Genomic DNA, 22,923 nt, shown 5'->3' with positions numbered 1-22,923 from the left:
CCGCATGTGGGAGTGCGGGTGGCCGGCCGTCGTCGTGCGCGGTGGGCGCCTCAGTCCTGCGGCACCAGCCAGACGGCGCCCAGCGGCGGCACGCGCAGCGCGGCGGACTGCTGCTGGCTGTTCCACGCCGGCCCGTCGGCCACGATCGTGCCGGTGTTCACCACGCCGGAGCCGCCGAAGCGCTCGGCGTCGGTGTTCAGGACCTCCTTCCAGCGGCCCGGCTGCGGCAGGCCGACGCGGAAGTCCTCGTAGGGGCTGCCGGAGAAGTTCACGACGACCGCCATCGGGCGCCCGTCGGTGGAGCGGCGCACGTAGGAGACCAGGTTGCGCAGGTTGTCGCCCCCGTCGATCCACTCGAAGCCCTCGGGGCTGAAGTCCTGCTCCCAGAGCTCCGGGTGGGCCTTGTAGACGCTGTTGAGCTCGGTGACGAGCTCGTGCAGGCCCTTGTGCCAGGGGGTGTCCAGCAGCCACCAGTCCAGCGAACGGGCCTCGGACCACTCGGCCTCCTGACCCAGCTCGGCGCCCATGAACAGCAGCTGCTTGCCGGGGTGGGACCACATGTAGGCCAGGTAGGCGCGCACGTTCGCGAGCTGCTGCCAGCGGTCCCCGGGCATCTTGCGCAGCAGCGAGCCCTTGCCGTGCACCACCTCGTCGTGGGAGATGGGCAGGCAGAACTTCTCGCTGAAGGCGTACACGAGGCTGAAGGTCAGCTCACCGTGGTGGTACTGCCGGTGCACGGGGTCCTGCGAGACGTACTGCAGGGAGTCGTGCATCCAGCCCATGTTCCACTTCAGGCCGAAGCCGAGGCCGCCGCCGCTGGTGGGCGCGGTGACGCCGGGGAAGGCGGTGGACTCCTCGGCGATCATCATGATGCCGGGGGTGCGCTTGTAGGCGGTGGCGTTGGCCTCCTGCAGGAAGCTGATGGCCTCCAGGTTCTCCCGCCCGCCGTACTGGTTGGGCAGCCACTGGCCCTCCTCGCGGGAGTAGTCCAGGTAGAGCATCGAGGCCACCGCGTCCACGCGCAGGCCGTCGGCGTGGAACTCCTCGAGCCAGTACAGCCCGGACGCCACGAGGAAGTTGCGCACCTCGCTGCGGCCGAAGTCGAAGACGTAGGTCCCCCAGTCCATCTGCTCGCCGCGGCGCGGGTCGGGGTGCTCGTACAGCGCGGTCCCGTCGAAGCGCGCCAGGGCGAACTCGTCCTTGGGGAAGTGCCCGGGCACCCAGTCGATGATGACGCCGATGCCGGCCTGGTGCAGGCGGTCGATGAGGTACCGCAGCTCGTCGGGCGAGCCCCACCGGGAGGTGGGCGCGAAGTAGGAGGTCACCTGGTAGCCCCAGGACCCGCCGAAGGGGTGCTCCATGACGGGCAGGAACTCCACGTGGGTGAACCCGGCCGCCGAGACGTACGCGGTGAGCTCCTCGGCCAGCTCCCGGTAGCCCAGACCCTGCCGCCAGGAACCCAGGTGGACCTCGTAGATCGAGATGGGCCCGGCGTGCGGGTCGCTCGCAGAGCGCTTCGTCAGCCAGTCCGCGTCGCCCCACTCGTAACCGGACTCGGCGACGACGGACGCGGTGGCCGGGGGGACCTCGGTGGCCTGGGCCATCGGGTCGGCCTTCTGCCGCCAGTGCCCGTCCTGCCCGAGGATCTCGAACTTGTAGCGCGAGCCGGCGCCGACGCCGGGCACGAACAGCTCCCACACGCCGGAGGAGCCCAGCGAGCGCATCGAGTCGGTGCGGCCGTTCCAGTGGTTGTGGTCGCCCACGACCCGCACGGCCTGCGCGTTGGGCGCCCACACGGCGAAGGCCGTGCCGTCCACCGGGCCCATCGGGCCCTGCCAGTGGCGCACGTGCGCGCCCAGGACGTCCCACAGCTGCTCGTGGCGGCCCTCGCCGATCAGGTGCAGGTCCACCTCGCCGACGGTCGGCAGGAAGCGGTAGGGGTCGTCGACCACCTGCGGTTCACCGTCGGGGTAGGTCACCTCCAGGCGGTAGTCGCTGACCTCGCCGCCGGGGTGGACCCCCGCCCAGACGCCGTCGTGCTCGTGGACCAGGCCGATGCGGCCGCCGTCGGCGGTCAGGACGGTGACGGCCGAGGCGAACGGCTTCAGGGCGCGGTACGTCACGCCGCCGTCGTGCGGGTGCGCGCCGAGCACCGAGTGCGGCGACCAGTGGGACCCGGTGGCGACCTTGGCGAGGTCGTCCGCGTCCACGGGGCGGGGGGTGGCAGCTTCGCTCGACATGGGCTCCAGTCTCCGGTCGATGGGGGTGTCCCGCGCGTCGACGCGGGCGGCACCTGCTGTCAGGACGTCAGGCGCCGGACGGCGCCCAGCGGGATGTGCGACCAGTCGGGGCGGTTGCGGACCTCGTAGACGACCTCGTACAGGGCCTTGTCCAGCTCCAGGGCCGCCAGCAGGGTGGCGGCCGCCGAGCCCTCCTCGCGCGGGTCGACACCGGTGCCGGCGGCGTACGCGGCCAGGAACGCCTCGCGGCAGGCCGCGGCCCAGCGCTCGGCGGCCGCCGGGTCCGGGCCGGTGGCCGCGGCGTAGTCGAAGGAGCGCAGCATGCCCGCCACGTCGCGCAGCGCCAGGTCGGGCACGCTGCGCTCGGCGAGCGGTCGCAGCGGTTCGCCCTCGAAGTCCAGCAGCACCCAGCCGCGCTCGGCCGAGCGCAGCACCTGCCCGAGGTGGTAGTCGCCGTGCACGCGCTGCAGGTCGGGAGCGCCGCCGACCCCGCGGACCGCGTCCACGCGCCCGGTGGCCGCGGCGGCGAACTCGCGCAGCTGCGGCACCGCGCTGCAGGCCCACGCCACGCGGGCGGCCAGGCCGTCGGCCAGCACCCCCAGCCGCTCGGGGGTGGCGGGCTCGGTGGGCAGTTCGCGGGCCAGCACCGCGTGCACCTCGGCGGTGGCGGCGCCCAGCTCGCCGGCCTCGGCGCTGAAGCCGCGGCCGGCGGCCACGGCCGCCGTGGCGACGCGCCAGGCGTCCTGCGAGCCGGCCAGGAACTCCGTCAGGTGGGCGAGGTGCCCGTGGGCGGTGCTGCCGTCCGGGGCGGTCCACTGCCCGTCCACCCACCCCGCCGGGCGGGGCACGCGCTCGCAGCCGGCGCCGGCCAGGGCGGTCTGCACGACCACGTCGGGGTTGTCCCCGGCGTTCAGCACGCGGAACACCTTGGCGATGAGCGGGGTCTGCTGCGAGCCCTCCGGTGCGGACACGACGATGGAGGTGTTGGACTGCTCCCCGCCGAGCACCTTGGTGCGCGCCCCGTCCGGAACGGGCAGTCCGCCGTCGGCGCTGGTGCCGTGCACGCCGAAGGTCGCCGAGCCGGCACCCTCCTCGGCGGCCACCAGGGTCAGCAGCGCCCGGGTGAAGGTGGGGTCGTGGGGGCCGTCGTACACCCACGCCTGCGCGCCGTCCACGTCGGGCAGGTGGCCCACGAGCGCCGGGGCGAGCGAGTCGTCGGGGGCGTGGCGCACCGTCAGCGGCACGGCGTAGACGGTGCTGGTCGCGTCCTCGTCGGGGCCGGTGCGCACGGTGAGCGCGACGAGCTGGGCGACACCGCCCTCGTCCAGGGGGGTCCGCTCCAGGCGCTCCAGGCGCACCGCGGCGCCCTTGTGCGCGAACCAGCGCTGCCGGGGCGCCCACTCCACGAGCAGGCGGCCCAGCGCCGCGTCCGAGGCGGGGTCGGTGGTCACCGGGCCGGTCACGAGCCACCTCCGAGCTTGAGCCAGTAGAAGCCGCGCGGGCCGACGGTGACGGTCAGGCCGCCCTCGTCGTCGACGGCGGGGAAGGCGGAGCCGCCGAACAGGTCGCGCACGCCCGCGCCGGCCTGGCCGGGCACGCGCAGCACCGCCGACTGCGCGTGGTCGGAGAGGTTGTTGACGCACAGCACCGTCTCGCCCTCCTGCTCCGGGGTCGCCTCCAGCACCCGCAGGAACGCCAGGACGGCGTCGTTGCTGCAGTAGCCCTCCTCCGGGCGCAGCGGGGCCGCGCCCACCGCGGCCTCCAGGGAGGCGTCCGCGGGGCTCAGGCCGTCCTCGGTGCTCTCCGGGTGCCGCGGCGTCAGCGGCACGTAGCGGCCCAGGCCGAACGCGGGGTGCTGCCGGCGCACGGCCAGGACGTTGCGGACCCAGTGCAGCAGCGAGCTGGAGGTGGCGAGCTGCGCCTCCACGTTGACGGCCTGGTAGTTGTAGACCAGCGACTGGATGGTCGGCAGGTACAGCTTGCCGGGGTCGGCGGAGGAGAACCCGGCGTTGCGGTCCGGCGTCCACTGCATCGGGGTGCGCACCGCGTCGCGGTCGTCCAGCCAGATGTTGTCGCCCATGCCGATCTCGTCGCCGTAGTACAGGCACGGGCTGCCCGGCAGCGACAGCACCAGCGCGTGGATGAGCTCGATCTCGGGCCGGGAGTTGTCCAGCAGCGGCGCCAGGCGGCGGCGGATGCCGATGTTCGCGCGCATGCGCGGGTCGGGGGCGTACCAGCCGTACATGGCGGCGCGCTCCTCGGTGGTGACCATCTCCAGCGTCAGCTCGTCGTGGTTGCGCAGGAAGGTGCCCCACTGGCCGCTGGAGACGGGGATCTCCGGGGTGGCGGAGAGGATGTCGATGATCGGGGTGGCCTTGCCCTCGCGCATCGCGTAGTACAGGCGCGGCATGACGGGGAAGTGGAAGCACATGTGGCACTCCGGCTCCTCCTCGGTGCCGAAGTACTCCACCACGTCGAAGGGCCACTGGTTCGCCTCGGCCAGCAGCACCCGGCCGGGGTACTCGTCGTCGACCATCTTCCGCAGCCGCTTGAGGAACTGGTGGGTGGCGGGGAGGTTCTCCCCGTTGGTGCCCTCCTCCTCGTAGAGGTAGGGGACCGCGTCGAGGCGGAAGCCGTCGATGCCCATGTCCATCCAGAAGCGGACGGTGTCGAACATCGCCTCCTCGACGGCCGGGTTGTCGAAGTTCAGGTCCGGCTGGTGCGAGAAGAAGCGGTGCCAGAAGTACTGCCGCCGCACCGGGTCGAACGTCCAGTTCGACGTCTCGGTGTCGACGAAGATGATGCGCGCGTCGGCGTACTTCTCGTCGGTGTCGCTCCAGACGTAGAAGTCGCCGTAGGGCCCGTCGGGGTCGGACCGGCTGGCCTGGAACCACGGGTGCTGGTCGCTGGTGTGGTTCATCACCAGGTCGATGATGATCCGGATGCCGCGCTGGTGGGCCTCCTGCACCAGGCGCTGGAAGTCCGGCAGCGTGCCGAACTCCGGCAGCACCGCGTTGTAGTCGGCGATGTCGTACCCGCCGTCGCGCAGCGGGGAGGCGAAGAACGGCGGCAGCCACAGGCAGTCCACGCCGAGCCACTGCAGGTAGTCCAGCCGGTCGGTCAGGCCGGAGAAGTCCCCGGTGCCCGAGCCGTTGGAGTCGGAGAAGGCGCGGACCAGGGCCTCGTAGAAGACGGCGGTCTTGTACCACTGCGGGTCGTTCTTCAGGCCGGGCCGCGCGATGTGGAGGTTGTCCACGTCAGCCCCCCGCCCCGTGCGGCAGGACGTGGAAGACGTGCGCGGGCTGGACGTAGGGGTCCAGGCGCACGTAGTCGTGCTCGCCCCACTCGTAGGTGGCACCGGTCAGCTCGTCGCGGACGGTGAAGCGCTCCCACCACTGCCGGCCCAGCGCCGCCATGTCCAGGTGCACGGTCGTCTCCCGGGTGGCGTGCGGGTCCAGGTTCACCACCACGAGGACCAGGTCCTCCGTGCCGTCCAGCGCGACGCGCCGGCGGGAGAAGGCCAGGACGTTCTCGTCGTCGCAGGGGTGGAAGACCGTGCCGCGCAGCTCCTGCAGCGCCGGGTGGGCGCGGCGCACCTCGTTCAGGCGCTTGAGGTAGGGCGCCAGGCTCCAGCCCTCGGCCTCCGCGCGCGCCCAGTCCCGGGGGCGGAACTGGTACTTCTCGTTGTCCAGCTGCTCCTCGGCGCCGGGCCGGGCGGCGTGCTCCACCAGCTCGTAGCCGGAGTAGATGCCCCACGACGGGCTCAGCAGGGCGGCCAGCACCGCGCGCAGCTTGAAGACCGGCGGGCCGCCGTACTGCATGGTGGGCGTGAGGATGTCGTGCGTGGTGGGCCAGAAGCTGGGCCGCATGTAGTGCGCCGACTCCGTGGTGAGCTGCTCCAGGTACTCGCGGATCTCCCAGCCGGCGTTGCGCCAGGCGAAGTAGGAGTACGACTGCTGGAAGCCCACCTTGGCCAGGGTGTGCATCATCGCCGGCTTGGTGAAGGCCTCCGAGAGCCACACCACCTCGGGGTGCTCGCGGTTCACCTCGGCGATGAGCCACTCCCAGAACTCCACCGGCTTGGTGTGCGGGTTGTCCACCCGGAAGCAGGTCACGCCGTGCGAGATCCACACGTCCACGACCCGCTTGACCTCGGCGTAGATGCCCTCCGGGTCGTTGTCGAAGTTCAGCGGGTAGATGTCCTGGTACTTCTTCGGCGGGTTCTCGGCGTAGGCGATCGTGCCGTCGGCGCGGGTGGTGAACCACTCGGGGTGCTCGGTGACCCACGGGTGGTCCGGGGAGCACTGCAGCGCCAGGTCCAGCGCCACCTCCAGGCCCAGCTCCTTCGCCCGGGCCACGAAGAAGTCGAAGTCCTCGAAGGTCCCCAGCTCCGGGTGCAGGGCGTCGTGACCGCCCTCGGCCGAGCCGATCGCGTAGGGCGAGCCCGGGTCCAGGGGGCCCGCGTGCAGGGTGTTGTTCGGGCCCTTGCGGTTGGTGGTCCCGATGGGGTGGACCGGGACGAGGTAGGCGATGTCGAAGCCCATGTCCGCGATGGCCGGCAGCCGTTCCGCGGCGGTGCGGAAGGTGCCGGACACCCACCGGCCGGCCTCGGCGTCGAAGTACGCCCCCTCCGAGCGGGGGAAGAACTCGTACCAGCTGCTGAAGGCCGCCAGCCGCCGCTCCACGCGCAGCGGGAGGGTGGGGGAGGGGGAGACCATCTCCCGCACCGGCAGCCGGTCCAGCGCGGCCCGCACCTGCTCGGAGGTGCCCGCGGCCAGCCGCTCCGCGTCGCCCAGCGAGGTGTCGCGCAACCGGCTCACGGCGGCGCGCAGCACCTGCGCGCCCTCCTCGTCGCGGCCCGGCGCGCCGGCGGCGCGCTCCAGCAGCCGGGCGCCCTCCTCCAGCATGAGCGCCACGTCCACCCCGGCGCCGACCTTGATGGTGGCGTCGTGGTCCCACGTGCCGTACGGGTCGGACCAGCCGTCCACCCGCAGCCCCCAGTCGCCCTCGGCGTCGGGGGCGAGCACGGCCGCGTAGCGGTCGGTGCCCGCGTTCGTCAGGGTCATGCGCGCGCTGGGCCCGTCGGTGCCGTCCGGGCGCACCAGCACGGCGGTGGCGGCGACGGCGTCGTGGCCCTCCCGGAACACCGTGGCCGTCACCGGCACGAGTTCGCCGACCACCGCCTTGGAGGGCCAGCGGCCCGCGTCCACGGCGGGCGCGACGTCGAGGACGGGGATGCGCCCCACCACCGGGCGGGTGCTCCCGGTCGCCGGCGTCGTGGTCACCTCGGGCGAGGCCGGGCGCTGCGTCGTGGCGGCACCGGTCCCGCGCGTCGTCGGCTGATCCTTCGTCGTCACGTCCGGCAACCTACCGACGGTGGGCGGAGGTGTCGCGCGGGAACGCGGGTCCCGCCCGCCCCCGGGTACCTCGACGCGTCCACCCTGTCCCGGACGTGCCCGCGCGGCTACTGTCGCTGCTCGTGAGAGCCATCCGACGCTTCACCGTCCGCACCGTGCTCCCCGAACCGCTGGCCCCCCTGGGGGAGCTGGCCAGCAACCTGCGCTGGTCCTGGCACGAGCCCACGCGGGAGCTGTTCGAGTCGATGGACCCGGCGGCCTGGGTGGCGGTGCACCGCGAGCCCGGCGCGCTGCTGGGTGCCCTGAGCACCGAGCGGCTGGAGGCGCTGGCCGCCGACGCGGACTTCGTGGGACGGGTGCGGGAGGCGGCCGCGGACCTGCGGTCCTACCTCTCGCGCCCCGGCTGGTACGCCTCCCTCGGAGCCGGCGCCCCCGCCTCGATCGCGTACTTCTCGATGGAGTTCGGCATCACCGGTGCGCTGCCGCAGTACTCCGGCGGCCTGGGCATCCTGGCCGGCGACCACCTGAAGTCGGCCAGCGACCTGGCGGTGCCGATCGTCGGCGTGGGGCTGTTCTACGCCACGGGCTACTTCAAGCAGTCCCTCTCGCGCGACGGGTGGCAGCAGGAGACCTACCCGGTGCTGGACCCCGACGGCCTGCCGCTGGCGCTGCTGCGCGAGGCCGACGGCACCCCGGCGAAGGTGCACGTGGACCTGCCCGGCGGGCGCCGCCTCGCCGCGCAGGTGTGGAAGGCGCAGGTGGGCCGCGTCCCCCTGCTGCTGATGGACTCCGACGTGGAGGAGAACGACGACGCCGCGCGCGGGGTGACCGACCGCCTGTACGGCGGCGGCGGCGAGCACCGCCTGCAGCAGGAACTGCTGTGCGGCGTGGGCGGGGTGCGCGCGCTGCGGCTGTGGTCGCGCCTGACCGGTGCGCCGGAGCCGGAGGTCTACCACACCAACGAGGGGCACGCCGGTTTCCTGGGCGTGGAGCGCATCCGCGAGCACGTCGAGCGCGGTCTCGGCTTCGAGGAGGCGCTGGAGGCGGTGCGCGCCGCCACGGTGTTCACCACGCACACCCCCGTGCCCGCCGGCATCGACCGCTTCGGCCGCGACCAGATCGAGCTGTACTTCGGGCCGGGCAACCCGCTGCCCGGCGTGCCCGTGGAGCGCGTGCTGGCCCTGGGGTCGGAGGACTACGAGGGCGGGGACCCGGGCGTGTTCAACATGGCCGTCATGGGCCTGCGCCTGGCGCAGCGCGCCAACGGCGTCTCCCGGCTGCACGGCGCCGTCAGCCGCGGCATGTTCGACGGGCTGTGGCCGGGCTTCGACGCGCCCGAGGTGCCGATCACCTCCATCACCAACGGCGTGCACGCGCCCACCTGGGTGGCGCCGGAGGTGCTGCGCATGGGCGAGCGCTACATCGGCCCGCAGCTGACGCGCGAGGGTCAGGGCTTCGAGAAGGTCGACCAGGTCCCCGACGAGGAGATCTGGCGCACGCGCCGCGTGCTGCGCGGCCGGCTCGTGGAGGACGCGCGCCGCCGGCTGCGCCTGTCCTGGCTGCAGCGCGGGGCCACCGAGGCCGAGCTGGCCTGGACCCGCGACGTCCTGGACCCCGACGTGCTGACCATCGGGTTCGCCCGCCGCGTGCCCACCTACAAGCGCCTGACGCTCATGCTGCGCGACCCCGAGCGGCTGCGCTCGATGCTGCTGCACCCGCAGCGGCCGGTGCAGCTGGTCATCGCCGGCAAGTCGCACCCGGCCGACGAGACCGGCAAGCGCCTCATCCAGCAGATGGTCCGCTTCGCCGACGACCCGGCGGTGCGCCACCGCATCGTGTTCCTGCCCAACTACGACATCACCATGGCGCTGACGCTGTACCCCGGCTGCGACGTGTGGCTGAACAACCCGCTGCGCCCCTTCGAGGCGTGCGGCACCTCCGGCATGAAGGCCGCGCTCAACGGCGGGCTGAACCTGTCGATCCTCGACGGCTGGTGGGACGAGTGGTACGACGGCGGCAACGGCTGGGCGATCCCCACCGCCGACGGCGTGGAGGACCCCGAGCACCGCGACGACCTGGAGGCCGCGGCGCTGTACGACCTCGTGGAGAACTCCGTGGCCGCGCGGTTCTACGACCGCGACGAGCGCGGGCTGCCGGCGAGGTGGCTGGAGATGGTGCGCCACACCCTGGCCTCGCTGGGGCCCAAGGTGCTGGCCAGCCGCATGGTCACCGACTACGTGGAGCAGCTGTACGTGCCCGCCGCGCACGCCGGCCGGGCCGCGGCGGCCTCGGGCGCCGCGGCCGCCAGGGAGCTGGCGCGCTGGAAGGGCGAGGTGCGCGGCGCGTGGGCGGGCGTGCGGGTGGACCACGTGGAGTCCTCCGGCGTGGGCGACTCCGCGCAGGTGGGAGACGTGCTGCACGTGCGCGGCTTCGTGTCGCTGGGGTCCCTGAGCCCCGCGGACGTGGAGGTGCAGGTCGTGCACGGCCGCGTCAGCGAGTCCGACGAGCTGAGCCCCTCCGGGGTGCTGCAGCTGCGGCACGCGGAGGACTTCGGCGACGGCCGGCACCGCTACGAGGGCGAGGTCGCGCTGCGGCAGACCGGCCCCTTCGGGTACACGGTGCGGGTGCTGCCCCGCCACGAGGGCCTGGCCTCGTCCGCCGAGCTGGGGCTGGTGGTCAACGCCTGAGGCCGTCTCCCCCTGGTCCGGGCCGCGGGGGCCCGGTCCAGGGGGAGACGGTCCAGAGGGGAGGGTGGTCCAGGCGGGGGCGGTTCAGGCGGGTGCGGCCAGCCAGGCGTCCACCCGCGCCAGGTGCGCCGCCGCGAACCCGGCCGGCGCCGCAGCGCCCTCGAGCGACGCGCGCGCCACGTCCGCGAGCTGCTCGTCGGACAGGGCCAGCGCGGTGCGGGCGGTCTCGTACTCCTCCAGCAGGCCGGGGCCGAACAGCAGGGGGTCGTCGCCGTTGATCGAGCAGCGCACGCCCGCCTCCAGCAGCGCGGGCAGGGGGTGCCGGCCGATCTCCGGCACGACGGCCAGTTCGACGTTCGACGTGGGGCACACGTCCAGCACGGTGCCCTCGTCGGCGAGCCGCGCCACCAGCTCGGCGTCCTCCACGGCGCGCACGCCGTGCTGCACCCGCCGCGCCCCGAGCAGGTCGAGCGCGTCGCGCACGCTCTCCGGCCCGAGCAGTTCGCCGGCGTGCGGGGTGCTCGCCAGGCCCGCCTCCCGGGCGATCGCGAACGCCCGCTCGAAGGGGGCCGGCGGGAACAGCGACTCGTCGGCGGCCAGCCCGAAGGACACGACGCCGCGATCCGCGTGCTCGGCGGCCAGGCGGGCCAGGTCCTCGGCGGCGGACGGGGGCTCGTGACGCAGCGCCACCGCCATGAGGCCGAAACCGACCCCCAGCCGCTCCGCCTCGGCGCGGCCGGCCTCCAGCACCAGGCCCAGCACCTCGGCGGGGGTGCCGAGCGCCGGGGCGTACGGCACCGGGTTGGCCTGGACCTCCACCCACACGGCGCCGTCGCGGGCCGCGTCCTCGACGACCTCGCGCACCACGCGCGCCAGGTGCTCGCGGGTCCGCACGAGCAGGCGGGCGCCGTCGTACATCCGCACGAAATCCGCGAACGACGCGAACCCCCGCACGGGCGGGACGGGGACCCCCGCCTCGACGGCGAGCTCGGCGAGGGTGGCCGGACGCATCGCGCCCTCGAGGTGCAGGTGCAGGTGGGCCTTGGGCAGGGCGGCGAGGTCGCGCACGGGGGATCGCTCCTGGGGCGTGGTGGGGTCGGGACGCGGTGGGCGGTGGGTAGCCTGCTGCGGTGGCGGACGGCGAGCGGGAGCGGCTGCTGCGCCTGGTCGCCGCGCACGTGCTGGAGCACGGCGTGACCTCCCTGACCCTGCGCGGCCTGGCGGGCGCGGTCGGTTCCAACCACCGGATGCTGCTGTACTACTTCGGCAGCAAGGAGGCCCTGGTCGGCGAGGCGCTGCGGGCGGTGGGCGACGCCTGGTTCCCCGGCTTCGCCACCGCGTGGGCGGCGCTGGAGCGCGGGGAGGGGCCGCTGCGCCAGGACCTGCAGGACGTGTGGTCGGCGATCGCCGCACCGGGCAACGCGCCGTTCCTGCGGCTGTTCTTCGAGGTGTTCGGGCAGGCGGCGCGCGGCGACGACCGGTGGGCCGGTGTGCTCGGCGACATCGCGGACTGGCAGCGCCCGGCGGCGGCCCGCTTCACCCGGGAGGGGCTGGCCCCGGCCGCGGCGCGGGCGCGCGCCACCGAGCTCGTCGCGCTCTGGCGGGGTCTGCAGATGACCCTGCTCACCACCGGCGACCGCACCGCGGTGGACGGGGTCCAGCGCCAGGCGCTGGACGCGTTCTGCGCCCGCGTCGGCTGAGGCGGGAGCAGCCGCCCGTCACCGCTCTCCCGGCCCCCGGTCACCGGGCCGCCGCCAAGCCGGCCGCGACCGCCGCGCCGGGGTGGTCGGCGGCCAGCCGCGGAGACGTCGCCCCCAGCCGCTCGCGCAGCGTCCCGCTGCCGGAGGGACGGTCCTCGTCGTGCGCCAGCCTGCCGCGGCGGCGTAGCTCCGGGACGACGAGCTCGCAGAAGAGCTCGTGGTCGCCCGGGGAGAAGATCGCCTCCAGCAGGAACCCGTCGACGTCCGTGGTCTCCACCAGCTCCTCCAGCTGGTCGGCCACCTGCCCGGGGTCGCCGACGACGGTGAAGCCGCGCGTGCCGCGCCCACGCAGCTCGGCCAGGACCTCGCGCACCAGCGGCGTGCTGCCGTCGGGGCGGCGGAACCGGTCGATGTTGCTCTGACCCATCTGCCCGATGCGCGGGTCGGCGGCGCGGGCCAGCGCCTCGTCGAGCGGCACGTCCTGGGGCAGGGCGAGCAGGTCGACGCCGGTGTTGCCGGCGTAGATCACCGAGGCGACCTCGTCGGTCTGCATCCGCTCGAACTCCGCGCGGCGCTCGCGGGCCAGATCGCTCGTGGCCCCCACGGTCACCGTGGCACCGACGAGCACCTTGACCGAGCGCGGATCTCGGCCGTGCGCCGCCGCACGGGCGCGGATGTCGGCGACGTTCGCCGCGGCGTGCGCGGGCGTGGTGCCCTGCAGGAAGACGCACTCCGCGGTGCTCGCGGCGAACTCCCGGCCGGCTGTCGACGTGCCCGCCTGGAACAGCACGGGGGTGCGCTGCGGGGAGGGTGGGACCGTGAAGTAGCCGGACGAGCGGAAGTGCGTCCCCGCGTGCTCGACGCGGTGCAGCCGCTCGGGATCGGCGAACATCCCGGCCCGGGCGTCCTCCACGAGCGCGCCGTCCTCCCAGCAGCTCTCCCACAGCTTCAGGCAGAGCTCGACGTGCTCGCGCGCGATCTCGTAACGCACGTCGTGCGGGGTCATCTCCCGGTGCCCGAACAGGGCCGCCACCGCGTCCTGCGAGGCGCCGGTGACGACGTTCCAGCCCACGCGGCCGCCGGTGAGGTGGTCCAGGGTGCCGAAGCGGCGGGCCATCGCGACCGGGTGGTCGACCCCGGTGGAGGAGGTGACGACGAACCCCAGGCGGGAGGTGGCGTGGGCCAGGGCCGGGATGAGCAGCATCGGGTCCAGGCCGGAGAAGTTCAGGCCGCCCCGCGCAGCCGCGGCCGGCAGGTCCCCGTCGACGGTGGGGTAGCCGTACCCGTCGGCGAAGAAGAGGAAGTCGAACCCGGCGTCCTCCAGCAGGCGGGCCACGCCGATCCAGTGGTCGATCTCGCGGTGGTGCGCAGAGCCGCTCCACGGGTGCGACCAGCTCAGCGTGCCGCCCACCTGGGGGGCGGCGACCTCGAACACTCCCAGGTGCATCCTGCGCACGGGGCCCTCCTCGCTGCTGTTGAACCGGGTGGTTCACATGGAAGCGCACGCAGGTTTCCACGGTGTTTCGGTGCGTCGAGCAACACCTGCGTGACTCGTCCGGACGCCTCGCAACGTGCCGTTAACGCCGTCGTGACACCCGCGCCGCGGTGAGCTGCTTCAGTACCACCTCCGGCACGTCGGCGCCCGACAGCGCCCCGCCGGTGCGTTCCCGACCGCGGTCCCCGCTGCGCCCTGCCCGGTGCAGCACCTGCCGTCACCTCGACACCACGGAGCAGCCATGACCGACCTCGACCGCCGCCTGCGCTCCCCGCACCGACTGGTCGCCTCGCGCCGAACCCTCCTGCGCGGCGCCGGCCTGGGGGTGCTCGGCGTCGCCGGCGCCGGCGCCCTGGCGGCCTGCGGATCGGAGGAGACCCCCAGCGCGGCGGGAGCGACCGCGGGTGGTTTCGGGGACATCTCCGTGCAGCTCTCCTGGATCAAGAACATCGAGTTCGCGGGGGAGTACTTCGCGGACACGAAGGGCTACTACGCCGACGCCGGTTTCTCGAAGGTCGACCTCCTCGCCGGGGGGGCCGCGGGTACGGCGGCGGAGGCGATGATCCTCGGGCGGCGCGCCACCGTCGGCTTGTCCTCGCCGACGCTGACCGGCCCGGCGATCGTCAACGAGGAGGCGCCGCTGAAGATCATCGGCGCGACCTTCCAGAAGAACCCGTTCTGCCTGGTCTCCGTCGAGGAGAAGACCCCCGTGCGCACCATCGCCGACCTGGCCGGCAAGCGTCTGGGGATCCAGACCGGTGGCAACGAGCAGATCTTCGAGGGGTTCTGCAAGGCCAACGAGGTCGACACCTCGTCCTTCACGATCGTGCCGGTGCAGTACGACCCCTCCGTCGTGGAGACCGGTGAGGTCGACGCCTTCATGAGCTACCTCACCAACGAGCCGATCCTGCTGGCCGGCCGGGGTCTGACCCCCGTGACGCTCGGCTTCGCCGACAACGGGCTGCCCGTCGTCGGCGAGACGTTCACCGTCCTGCAGAGCACGATCGACGACCAGCGCGACATGCTCAAGGCGTTCCTGAAGGCGGAGGTCCAGGGCTGGAACGACGCCGTGGCCGACCCCGCCGAATCCGCCCGCCTGGCCGTCGAGGTCTACGGCGCCGACCAGGGGCTCGAACTGGAGGAGCAGGTGCAGGAGGCGGAGGCGCAGAACCTCCTCATCGTCACCGACGACACGAGGGCGAACGGCCTGTTCACCATGACCGAGTCGCTGGTCCAGGAGAACGTCGACGCCCTGGCCCTCATGGGCACGGACATCACGGCCGAGCAGCTGTTCGACCTGAGCCTGCTGGCCGAGGTCTACGAGGAGAACCCGGACCTCGTCACCGGCTGAAGCACCGGCCGACCCGACCACCCGCCACCCGCGGCGGGCCCTGCCCGGGCCCGCCGCCCCTGCGCTCCCCGAGCCGTTCCGAGAGAGGTCCCCGCGTGCACCAGGACACCACCGCAGCCCCGACCGCTGCCCGGCTGCCGTCGGCGACCACGGACCCGGTGCGCCACCCGGCCGCCGCCACCGGGTTCCACCTCCAGGGCCTGAGCAAGCGGTTCACGCTGGGCCGCCAGAGCGTGCTCGCGCTGGACGAGACCTCCCTGGGCACCCGCAAGGACGCGTTCCTGTCCCTGCTGGGTCCCTCCGGGTGCGGCAAGTCCACGGTCCTGCGCATCCTCGCCGGCCTGGAGACACCCACCGGCGGGGAGGCGCTCGTCAACGGGATGACCACGAGGGAGCTGCAGCGCGCGCACGAGCTCGGCATCGCCTTCCAGGACTCCGCCCTGCTGCCGTGGCGGACCGTGGCGAGCAACATCCGGCTCCCGCTGGAGGTCGCCGGCGTCACCCCCGAACCTGGCCTGATCGAGGACCTCATCGCCCTGGTCGGGCTTCGCGGCTTCGAGAGGGCCAAGCCCGCGCAGCTGTCCGGCGGGATGCGCCAGCGCGTGTCCATCGCCCGGTGCCTGGTGGTGCAGCCGAGCGTCATGCTGCTCGACGAGCCGTTCGGTGCGCTGGACGACATGACGCGCCAGCGCCTCAACGTGGAGCTGCTGCGCATCTGGACCGAGAAGCCGGCGACGACCCTCATGGTCACCCACGGCATCTCCGAGGCGGTCTTCCTCTCCGACGTCGTGGCCGTCATGAGCCCCCGGCCCGGCCGGGTGGTGGAGGTCGTCGAGATCGACCTGCCCCGCCCGCGCACCCCGGACCTGATGCGCACCCCGGAGTTCCACGCCTACCACGACCGCCTCTCCGAGATCCTCTTCGGCGGCGGTGTGCCGGCACCGGCCGGCCCGGAGCAGCTGTGATGCCCGCCGCCGCAGCGCCCGCCTCCCCGCTCGCCCCCCCGAGGCGCGGGTGGGCCGTCCGCAGCGCGCGCGGCCTGCCGCCCTGGGCGGGCGGGCTGATCGGTGCCGTGGCGGTGCTGGCGGCCTGGAGCGCCCTGGCGCTCACCGTCTTCGCCGACACGGGCAACGTGCCCACCCCCTGGGCCGTGGTGGGGCAGTTCGCCACCGACGGGTTCGACCTCTACTGGGGCAACCTCTCGACGACGACCGCCTCGGCGCTGCAGGGGTACCTGTGGGGCAACCTCGTCGCGATCGCCCTGGCGGTCGTCGTGCTCCTCGTGCCGCCGCTCGAGGGCGCAGCCACCCAGGTCGCGGTCCTGACGTACTGCGTCCCGCTGACCGCGATCGGCCCCATCGTCCTCATCGTCTCCGAACCCGGCTCGCGCACCACGTCGGTGTTCCTGGCCGCCCTCAGCGTCGTGTTCACCTCCGTCGTCGGCTGCCTGCTCGGCTTGCGCGCCGCGGACCGCAGCGCCCTGGACGTCGTGCGCGCGTACGGCGGCTCGCGCTGGACGGCGCTGGTGAAGGTCCGGCTGGTCGCGGCCCTGCCCAACGTGTTCGCCGCCCTGAAGCTCGCCGCTCCGGCCGCGTTCCTCGGGGCGGTGCTGGGGGAGTACTTCGGCGGGGTGGACTCCGGCCTGGGCATCCTCATCACCGCGGCCCAGACCAACCTGCGCTACGCCCAGCTGTGGGCGCTGGCCCTGCTCTCCGGGGCCCTCGCCGGGGCCGGCTACCTGTTCGTCGGGCTCATCGCCCGGATCGTCGCGCCGTGGTCGTCCACCGGCGAGCGCGAGGGAGGGGTCTCCTGATGGCCACCACCGGCGCACGGCCCGCCGCACCCGCGGGGCCCCGGCACGAGGCCCTCAGCAGCGCGTCCCTCGCCGCCTCGCTCCTGCGGCGCACCGCGGTCCTGCTGCTGACCCTGGTGGTGTCCACCGCCGTCCTCGTCGCAGCCTGGTACCTGCTGCTGGAACTGCTGGACGTGGACCCGTTCGTGGGCAAGCGCCCGGCGGACGTCTACGAGTACCTGGTGCGCGACGAGGACGCCGCGGCGAACCGCGGGGAGATCCTGTCGCTGCTGGCGACCACGCTGGCGCACTCGACGACCGGGTTCGTCGCCGGCCTGGCCGGTGCGCTCGCCGTCGCCTCGCTGTTCACCCTGGTGCGGCCCCTGGAGTTCGCCTTCATGCCGCTGGCCATGCTGCTGCGCTCGGTGCCCCTGGTCGCCATGGCTCCGCTCATCGGGTCGATCTCCGGTCGTGGCCTCGCGGGGGCGGCGACCATCGGCGGGATCGTCGTGTTCTTCCCGGTGCTGGTGAACATCGCCCTCGGGCTGCGGTCGGCGTCCCCGCAGGCGGTGGACCTCGTCCGGGTCAACGGTGGCAGCCGCCTGACGGCGCTGCGCAAGGTGGCCCTCCCGTCCGCCCTGCCGAACCTGTTCGCCGCCGTGCGCATCTCGGTGCCCGGCGCCGTCATCGGGGCGATGCTGTACGAGTGGCTGTTCAGCGGCACCGGGCTGGGGGCCGAGATCTTCCGCGCGAACTCGCAGGTGCAGTACTCGAAGCTGTGGGCGATCGTCGTCGTCGTGACGTTCAGCACGATCGTGCTGTACACGCTCGTGAGCGTGCTGGAGACCCTCGTGCTGGCCCGGTGGGGCCCGGACGCCGGGCGGCGTTGACCCCCGCCCGGCCCGGCCCCGCTCAGGCGGTCGCCAGCACGCGCACCGACCACGCCGGCACCCGCAGCGCCGCCCCCGCCGGTGCGACCCGGCGGCGCCGGTCCGGCGTGCTGCTCCAGCGCGGGTGGAACCGGGGCAGCCCCTCCACGGCCGGCAGCACCACGTCGCGCTGGCGCGCGCCGGCGTTGACGAGCACCAGAACCGACGCCAGACCCCGGTCCCGCCCGTCCACGAGGACCTGCAGGATGCGCCGGCCCGCGTCGTGCCAGCGGTCCACCGTCATCTCGGTGCCGTCCTCCGCGAACCAGCGCAGGTCCTCGCGCTGCTCGCGCACCGGGTGCCCGCGGCGGACCCCCGCCTCGGCCAGCACCGGGTAGCGCGAGCGCAGCGCCACGAGCTCACGGGTGTCGGCCAGCAGCTCGCGCTGCCAGTCCGCCAGGTCCCAGTCCACCCAGGAGACCTCGTTGTCCTGGCAGTAGGCGTTGTTGTTGCCGCCCTGCGAGCGCCCGAACTCGTCGCCCGCGGTGAGCATCGGCACGCCGGAGGAGAGCACCAGGGTCGCCAGCAGGTTGCGCACGCTGCGCCGGCGCGCCGCCAGCACGGCGGCGTCGTCGGTGGGCCCCTCCACGCCGTGGTTCCAGCTGGTGTCGGAGTCGCTGCCGTCGCGGTTGCCCTCGCCGTTGGTCTCGTTGTGCTTGCGGTCGTAGGAGACGAGGTCCGCCAGGGTGAACCCGTCGTGGGCGGTGACGAAGTTGACGCTGGTCAGCCGCCCGCGGGTGACGTCGAAGGTGTCGGCCGACCCGGCGAAGCGGGTCGCGAACTCGCGCAGCCCCCGCCCGGCCGCGTCCGGCACCCCGTGCCCCAGCGCCACCTCCCGGGCGTCGGTCAGCCAGAAGTGGCGCACGCCGTCGCGGAAGCGGTCGTTCCACTCGTGCACCGGCGGCGGGTACTGGCCGGTGCGCCAGCCGAAGGGGCCGATGTCCCACGGTTCGGCGATGTGCTTGACCTGCGCCAGGACCGGGTCGGCGGTCAGCGCCACGAGGAACGGGTGGTCGGGCGTGAAACCCTCCCGGCCGCGCGCCAGCGTGGTCATGAGGTCGTAGCGGAAACCGTCCACCCCGTACTCGCTCACCCAGTGCCGCAGCGAGTCCAGGGCGAGCTGCACCACGCGCCGCTCGCCGAAGTCCAGCGAGTTGCCGCAGCCGGTCACGTCGAAGGGGCGCCCGCCGGCGTCGCGCAGGTAGTACGTGGCCTCGTCCAGGCCGCGCAGCGACAGGTGCGCGCCGTCGGGGCCCTCCTCGCAGGTGTGGTTGTAGACGACGTCCAGCAGCACCTCGATGCCCGCCTCGTGCAGGCCCGCGATCGCGCGGCGGAACTCCTCGCGCACCGCGCCGGCACCCGCCGCGCGCGCCGCGGCGGTGGCGTAGCCGGGGTGGGGGGCGTTGAAGGCCAGGGTGTTGTAGCCCCAGTAGTTGACCAGCCCCCGCCGGCGCAGGTGGACCTCGGAGGTGCTCGCGTGCACCGGCAGCAGCTCCAGCGCGGTGACGCCCAGCCCCGTCAGGTGCTCCAGCACCGCCGGGTGCGCCAGGGCCGCGTAGGTGCCGCGCAGCTCCTCGGGCACGTCCGGGTGCCGCTTCGTCAGGCCCTTGACGTGCGCCTCGTAGACGACGGTTCGCGACCAGGGCGTGCGCGGCTGCTCACCGGGGCGCACCCGCAGCGGCTCGGGCAGCGGGCCGAGCACCACCCCGCGCGGCACGTGCGGTGCGCTGTCGCGCCCGTCGGGCACCGCCAGCTCCCCGCGCAGGTCGGCGTCCACGGCGTGCCCGAAGACCTCCGGGACCAGGGCCACCTCGCCCTCCACGCCGCGCGCGCACGGGTCCAGCAGCAGCTTGGCCGGGTTGTGCCGCAGGCCCCGCTCGGGCTCCCAGCGCCCGTGCACCCGCAGGCCGTAGCGGCTGCCGGCGCGCAGGTGCGGCACGTGCCCGTGCCACACGCCCAGCTCCACGTCCGGCAGGGGGGTGCGCACCTCGCGGCCGGAGTCGTCGAACACGCACACCTCCACGCCGTCGGCGTGGGCCGCGAGCACGGCGACGTCGGCGCCGCCGCCCTCGCTCTCGGGGCGCAGGGTCACGCCCAGGGGGTGGGGGGCCGCCCCCCGCCGGTCGGTGCGGGTGGTCGGTCCGTCGCGGCGCGTGGTCGGAACAGGCACCGGCGCAGTCTGCCCGAGCGGAGCCGTGCTTGTCGGGCCGAGGGGCGCCCCGCCGGGGGCCGGGCCCGGCGGCGGGCCCTCGCGCGGGCCCGGGCCGCCGCCGCGCTCCTACACTGGTGGCCGTGACGGCGTACCTCGACCACGCCTCGACGACCCCCCTGCGCCCCGAGGCCCTCGAGGCGTACGCCGCAGCCGCCGCGCTGACCGGCAACCCCTCGTCGCTGCACTCCAGCGGCCGGCGCGCCCGCGCGGCCGTGGAGGAGTCGCGCGAGGCGCTGGCCGCGGCCGTGGGGGCGCGCCCGGCGGAGGTGGTGTGGACCTCCGGCGGCACGGAGGCCGACAACCTCGCCCTGAAGGGGCTGTACTGGGCGCGCCGGGACGCCGACCCGCGCCGTCGCCGCGTCCTCGTGGGGGCCGCCGAGCACCACGCCGTGCTGGACGTGGCGCAGTGGCTCGCCGAGCACGAGGGCGCCGACGTGCGCCCCGTCCCGGTCGACGCCGCGGGCCGCACCGACCTCGACGCCCTGCGCGAGGCGCTGGCCGACGGCGGTGACGAGGTGGCGCTGGTGTCGCTGATGTGGGCCAACAACGAGGTCGGCACCGTGCAGCCGGTCGCCGAGGCGGCCGAGCTGGCCCACGCGGCGGGGGTGCCGCTGCACACCGACGCCGTGCAGGCCGTGGGGCACCTGCCGGTGGACGTGGCCGCCGCCGGTGTGGACGCCCTGTCGCTGTCGGCGCACAAGTTCGGCGGCCCGGTGGGTGCCGGTGCCCTGGTGCTGCGCCGCGGCACGCCGCTGGTGCCGCTGCTGCACGGCGGCGGGCAGGAGCTGGGGGCCCGCTCGGGCACGCTGGACGCCCCCGCCGCCCGCGCCACCGCCGCCGCGCTGACCGCGGCGGTCGCCGCGCTGCCGGTGGAGTCCGCCCGCGTCGCGGCGCTGCGCGACCGGCTCGTGGCGGGCCTGCTCACCTGCGCGGACGGGGTGGTGCTGCGCGGCGACCCCGTCCTGGACCCCGCGCACCGGCTGCCGGGCAACGCCCACGTCACCGTGGCCGGCTGCGAGGGCGACTCCCTGCTGTACCTGCTGGACGCCGCCGGCGTGGAGTGCTCCACCGGCTCGGCGTGCCAGGCGGGCGTGCCCCGCCCCAGCCACGTCCTGCTGGCCGCGGGCCTGACCGAGCGCGAGGCGGCCGGTGCGCTGCGCTTCTCGCTGGGGTGGAGCTCCACCGACGCCGACGTGGACGCGGCCCTGGCCGCGGTCGGCCCCGCCGTGGAGCGGGCCCGGCGCGCCTCGGCCCCGGCGCGCGGTGCGCGGGCCCGGCGCCGGCCGCCGGCCGCACCGGTCGCGGGGACGGCGGCGGGGACGGTGGCGTCCTGATGCGGGTGCTGGCCGCCATGAGCGGCGGGGTGGACTCCGCGGTCGCCGCCGCCCGCGCGGTGGACGCCGGGCACGACGTGGTCGGAGTGCACATGGCGCTGAACCGCGCACCGGGCACGCTGCGCACCGGCTCGCGGGGGTGCTGCACGATCGAGGACGCCCTGGACGCCCGCCGCGCCGCGGACCTGCTCGGCATCCCCTTCTACGTCTGGGACCTGTCGGAGTCCTTCGTGCAGGAGGTCGTGGAGGACTTCGTCGCCGAGTACGCGGCCGGGCGCACCCCGAACCCCTGCGTGCGCTGCAACGAGCGCATCAAGTTCGCCGCGCTGCTCGACAAGGGCGTCGCGCTGGGGTTCGACGCCGTGTGCACCGGGCACTACGCGCGGGTGCTGCGCGGGGCGGGCGGTGCCGAGCTGCACCGGGCCGCCGACGCGGCCAAGGACCAGTCGTACGTGCTGGCCGTCCTGGACGCCGACCAGGTGGCGCACGCGATGTTCCCGCTGGGCGACGCGCCCACCAAGGAGCAGGTGCGCGCCGAGGCCGAGCGCCGCGGACTGCCGGTGGCGCGCAAGCCGGACAGCCACGACATCTGCTTCATCCCCGACGGCGACACCCGCGGGTTCCTCGCCGACAAGCTGGGCGAGGAACCCGGGGAGGTCCTCGACGAGGACGGCGCGGTGCTGGGCACCCACACCGGCACCTACGGCTTCACCGTCGGGCAGCGCAAGGGCCTGGGGCTGACGCGTCCGGCGCCCGACGGCCGGCCCCGCTACGTGCTGTCCATCGAGCCGGTGCGCCGCACCGTCACCGTCGGGCCCGCCGAGCGGCTGGCGGTGGGGGAGCTGCACGCGGTCGAGGCGGTGTGGAGCGCTCCGGAACCCGCCGGCCCGGTGGAGGTGCACGTGCAGGTGCGCGCGCACGGCGAGGCCGTCCCGGCGGTCGCCGAGGTCGTCGGCGGAGAGGCGGGAGAGGGGACGGGCGAGGGGGTGCGGGTGGTGCTGCGCACCCCGCTGACCGGGGTCGCCCCCGGCCAGACGGTGGCGTTCTACGCGGGCACGCGCGTGCTGGGATCGGCGACGATCGCCGGGACGGTCCCGGTCGCCGGGTGATCCCGTCCCGGCGGGCGCGCCGGGTTCAGAGGGGCAGGTCGGTGTACAGCTGCAGCTGAGCCCGCACCGAGGCGACGAGGTCGACCTGGTCCGGCGCGAGCAGCCAGTGCTGGTTCAGCCCCTCGCGCATGCTGGCGACGTGGGTGGCCGCGGCGGGGATGCCGAGGGGGTCACCGGTGTAGCGGCCGCGACGGTGCAGGTCCTGCAGCGCGGTGGTGACCGTCTCGCGCACGCGTTGGTACCACTGGCGGAAGTACCCGTGGGCGGGGTGTCCGGGGGCGAGGGCCTCGGCGGCGATCACGCAGTACAGCCGGGTGCGCTCCGGGTCGCGCGCGTCGCGCTCGGCGAGGGCGACGAGGCCGCGCAGGAAGGACTCGCCGTCGTGCGGGTCGAGCGTGGCGTCCAGGGCCGCGTTCCCGAGGTCGCGGTCCAGGACGGCTTCGAGCAGGGCCGCCTTGTCGGGGAAGTGGTGCAGCAGACCGGTGTGGGACAACCCCGCGCGCGCGGCGACGTCGCGCATCGAGGTGGCGTTGAAACCCGTCTCGGCGAACGCGGTCGTGGCCGCGTCGAGGATCTGCTCGCGGCGCTCGGCGGTGGCCACGGCCTGGCGGCTGGTGCGGCGCCGGACGGGGACGTCGTCGGTGAGTGGCACGGTGGCCTCCTTCCGGCAGCACCTTATGCCGCGCCCGCGGCGCCCCCGGCCGGGGGCGCCGCGGG

16 protein-coding genes are annotated in these 22,923 nt (G+C 74.5%); 8 read left to right on the top strand and 8 right to left on the bottom strand.

What is annotated here, in order from left to right:
* Positions 1-50: 50 nt before the first annotated feature.
* The 4 genes from glgB to ACRYM0_RS14260 are packed head-to-tail and all read right to left on the bottom strand — an operon-like array spanning position 51 to position 7,597.
* On the bottom strand, positions 51-2,240 hold the full coding sequence (glgB, locus tag ACRYM0_RS14275; RefSeq protein ID WP_432506144.1) for a 1,4-alpha-glucan branching protein GlgB: 2,190 nt from the start codon (positions 2,238-2,240) through the stop codon (positions 51-53).
* A gap of 59 nt (positions 2,241-2,299) precedes the next feature.
* Positions 2,300-3,703 carry a maltokinase N-terminal cap-like domain-containing protein gene (locus ACRYM0_RS14270; RefSeq protein WP_432506142.1) on the bottom strand — a complete coding sequence of 468 codons (1,404 nt, stop codon included), beginning with the start codon at positions 3,701-3,703 and terminating at the stop codon, positions 2,300-2,302.
* Complete coding sequence (treS, locus tag ACRYM0_RS14265) at positions 3,700-5,496, bottom strand: maltose alpha-D-glucosyltransferase (protein WP_432506140.1); 1,797 nt, start codon at positions 5,494-5,496, stop codon at positions 3,700-3,702. Before treS ends, ACRYM0_RS14270 begins: the two co-directional genes overlap by 4 nt.
* Position 5,497: 1 nt before the next feature.
* The gene (locus ACRYM0_RS14260) at positions 5,498-7,597 is read right to left on the bottom strand and encodes an alpha-1,4-glucan--maltose-1-phosphate maltosyltransferase (protein WP_432506138.1); all 2,100 of its coding nucleotides are present in this window, start codon (positions 7,595-7,597) and stop codon (positions 5,498-5,500) included.
* Positions 7,598-7,719: 122 nt separating this feature from the next.
* Between ACRYM0_RS14260 and glgP the strand changes: the two genes are divergently transcribed.
* Positions 7,720-10,284, top strand: coding sequence for an alpha-glucan family phosphorylase (glgP, locus tag ACRYM0_RS14255; RefSeq protein ID WP_432506136.1), 2,565 nt, complete (start codon positions 7,720-7,722; stop codon positions 10,282-10,284).
* Positions 10,285-10,368: 84 nt separating this feature from the next.
* Here glgP and add read toward each other — a convergent pair whose 3' ends face one another.
* On the bottom strand, positions 10,369-11,352 hold the full coding sequence (gene add / locus ACRYM0_RS14250; RefSeq protein ID WP_432506134.1) for an adenosine deaminase: 984 nt from the start codon (positions 11,350-11,352) through the stop codon (positions 10,369-10,371).
* A gap of 62 nt (positions 11,353-11,414) precedes the next feature.
* Between add and ACRYM0_RS14245 the strand changes: the two genes are divergently transcribed.
* On the top strand, positions 11,415-11,984 hold the full coding sequence (locus tag ACRYM0_RS14245; protein WP_432506132.1) for a TetR/AcrR family transcriptional regulator: 570 nt from the start codon (positions 11,415-11,417) through the stop codon (positions 11,982-11,984).
* A gap of 40 nt (positions 11,985-12,024) precedes the next feature.
* Here ACRYM0_RS14245 and ACRYM0_RS14240 read toward each other — a convergent pair whose 3' ends face one another.
* On the bottom strand, positions 12,025-13,431 hold the full coding sequence (locus ACRYM0_RS14240; RefSeq protein ID WP_432506147.1) for an NtaA/DmoA family FMN-dependent monooxygenase: 1,407 nt from the start codon (positions 13,429-13,431) through the stop codon (positions 12,025-12,027).
* Between the two features lie 289 nt (positions 13,432-13,720).
* Between ACRYM0_RS14240 and ACRYM0_RS14235 the strand changes: the two genes are divergently transcribed.
* From ACRYM0_RS14235 to ACRYM0_RS14220, 4 genes are all read left to right on the top strand, one after another.
* On the top strand, positions 13,721-14,830 hold the full coding sequence (locus ACRYM0_RS14235; RefSeq protein WP_432506130.1) for an ABC transporter substrate-binding protein: 1,110 nt from the start codon (positions 13,721-13,723) through the stop codon (positions 14,828-14,830).
* Positions 14,831-14,964: 134 nt separating this feature from the next.
* Positions 14,965-15,795 carry an ABC transporter ATP-binding protein gene (locus ACRYM0_RS14230; protein WP_432506146.1) on the top strand — a complete coding sequence of 277 codons (831 nt, stop codon included), beginning with the start codon at positions 14,965-14,967 and terminating at the stop codon, positions 15,793-15,795.
* On the top strand, positions 15,795-16,643 hold the full coding sequence (locus tag ACRYM0_RS14225; RefSeq protein WP_432506128.1) for an ABC transporter permease: 849 nt from the start codon (positions 15,795-15,797) through the stop codon (positions 16,641-16,643). Before ACRYM0_RS14230 ends, ACRYM0_RS14225 begins: the two co-directional genes overlap by 1 nt.
* Positions 16,643-17,512 (top strand): ABC transporter permease, encoded by an 870-nt coding sequence (locus tag ACRYM0_RS14220; protein WP_432506126.1) that lies wholly within the window; start codon positions 16,643-16,645, stop codon positions 17,510-17,512. The genes ACRYM0_RS14225 and ACRYM0_RS14220 overlap by 1 nt, the downstream gene beginning before the upstream one ends.
* 22 nt (positions 17,513-17,534) lie before the next feature.
* On the opposite strand, the gene glgX is transcribed toward ACRYM0_RS14220, so the two are convergent.
* Positions 17,535-19,721, bottom strand: coding sequence for a glycogen debranching protein GlgX (gene glgX, locus ACRYM0_RS14215; RefSeq protein WP_432506124.1), 2,187 nt, complete (start codon positions 19,719-19,721; stop codon positions 17,535-17,537).
* 122 nt (positions 19,722-19,843) lie between these two features.
* Between glgX and ACRYM0_RS14210 the strand changes: the two genes are divergently transcribed.
* Together ACRYM0_RS14210 and mnmA are read left to right on the top strand one after the other, a co-directional pair.
* Positions 19,844-21,097 carry a cysteine desulfurase family protein gene (locus ACRYM0_RS14210; RefSeq protein ID WP_432506122.1) on the top strand — a complete coding sequence of 418 codons (1,254 nt, stop codon included), beginning with the start codon at positions 19,844-19,846 and terminating at the stop codon, positions 21,095-21,097.
* Entirely contained in the window at positions 21,097-22,206 is a 1,110-nt protein-coding gene (gene mnmA, locus ACRYM0_RS14205) for a tRNA 2-thiouridine(34) synthase MnmA (RefSeq protein ID WP_432506120.1), read from the top strand. Before ACRYM0_RS14210 ends, mnmA begins: the two co-directional genes overlap by 1 nt.
* Positions 22,207-22,231: 25 nt before the next feature.
* Here the strand turns inward: mnmA and ACRYM0_RS14200 are convergent, their stop codons facing one another.
* The gene (locus ACRYM0_RS14200; protein WP_432506118.1) at positions 22,232-22,858 is read right to left on the bottom strand and encodes a TetR/AcrR family transcriptional regulator; all 627 of its coding nucleotides are present in this window, start codon (positions 22,856-22,858) and stop codon (positions 22,232-22,234) included.
* Between the last annotated feature and the right edge of the window lie 65 nt (positions 22,859-22,923).

It is taken from the genome of Kineococcus arenarius subsp. arenarius, from assembly GCF_050871845.1.
Taxonomy (GTDB): Bacteria; Actinomycetota; Actinomycetes; order Actinomycetales; family Kineococcaceae; genus Kineococcus.
The sequence above is the reverse complement of the archived record's forward strand: the minus strand, read 5'-3'. Positions and strand labels throughout refer to the sequence as shown.

Bases quoted from the DNA above. Each gene is read 5' to 3' on its own strand.
- glgB (WP_432506144.1), bottom strand. From the start codon at position 2,240: ATGTCGAGCGAAGCTGCCACCCCCCGCCCCGTGGACGCGGACGACCTC.
- ACRYM0_RS14240 (WP_432506147.1), bottom strand. From the start codon at position 13,431: ATGCACCTGGGAGTGTTCGAGGTCGCCGCCCCCCAGGTGGGCGGCACG.
- ACRYM0_RS14235 (WP_432506130.1), top strand. From the start codon at position 13,721: ATGACCGACCTCGACCGCCGCCTGCGCTCCCCGCACCGACTGGTCGCC.
- ACRYM0_RS14225 (WP_432506128.1), top strand. From the start codon at position 15,795: ATGCCCGCCGCCGCAGCGCCCGCCTCCCCGCTCGCCCCCCCGAGGCGC.
- ACRYM0_RS14220 (WP_432506126.1), top strand. From the start codon at position 16,643: ATGGCCACCACCGGCGCACGGCCCGCCGCACCCGCGGGGCCCCGGCAC.
- mnmA (WP_432506120.1), top strand. From the start codon at position 21,097: ATGCGGGTGCTGGCCGCCATGAGCGGCGGGGTGGACTCCGCGGTCGCC.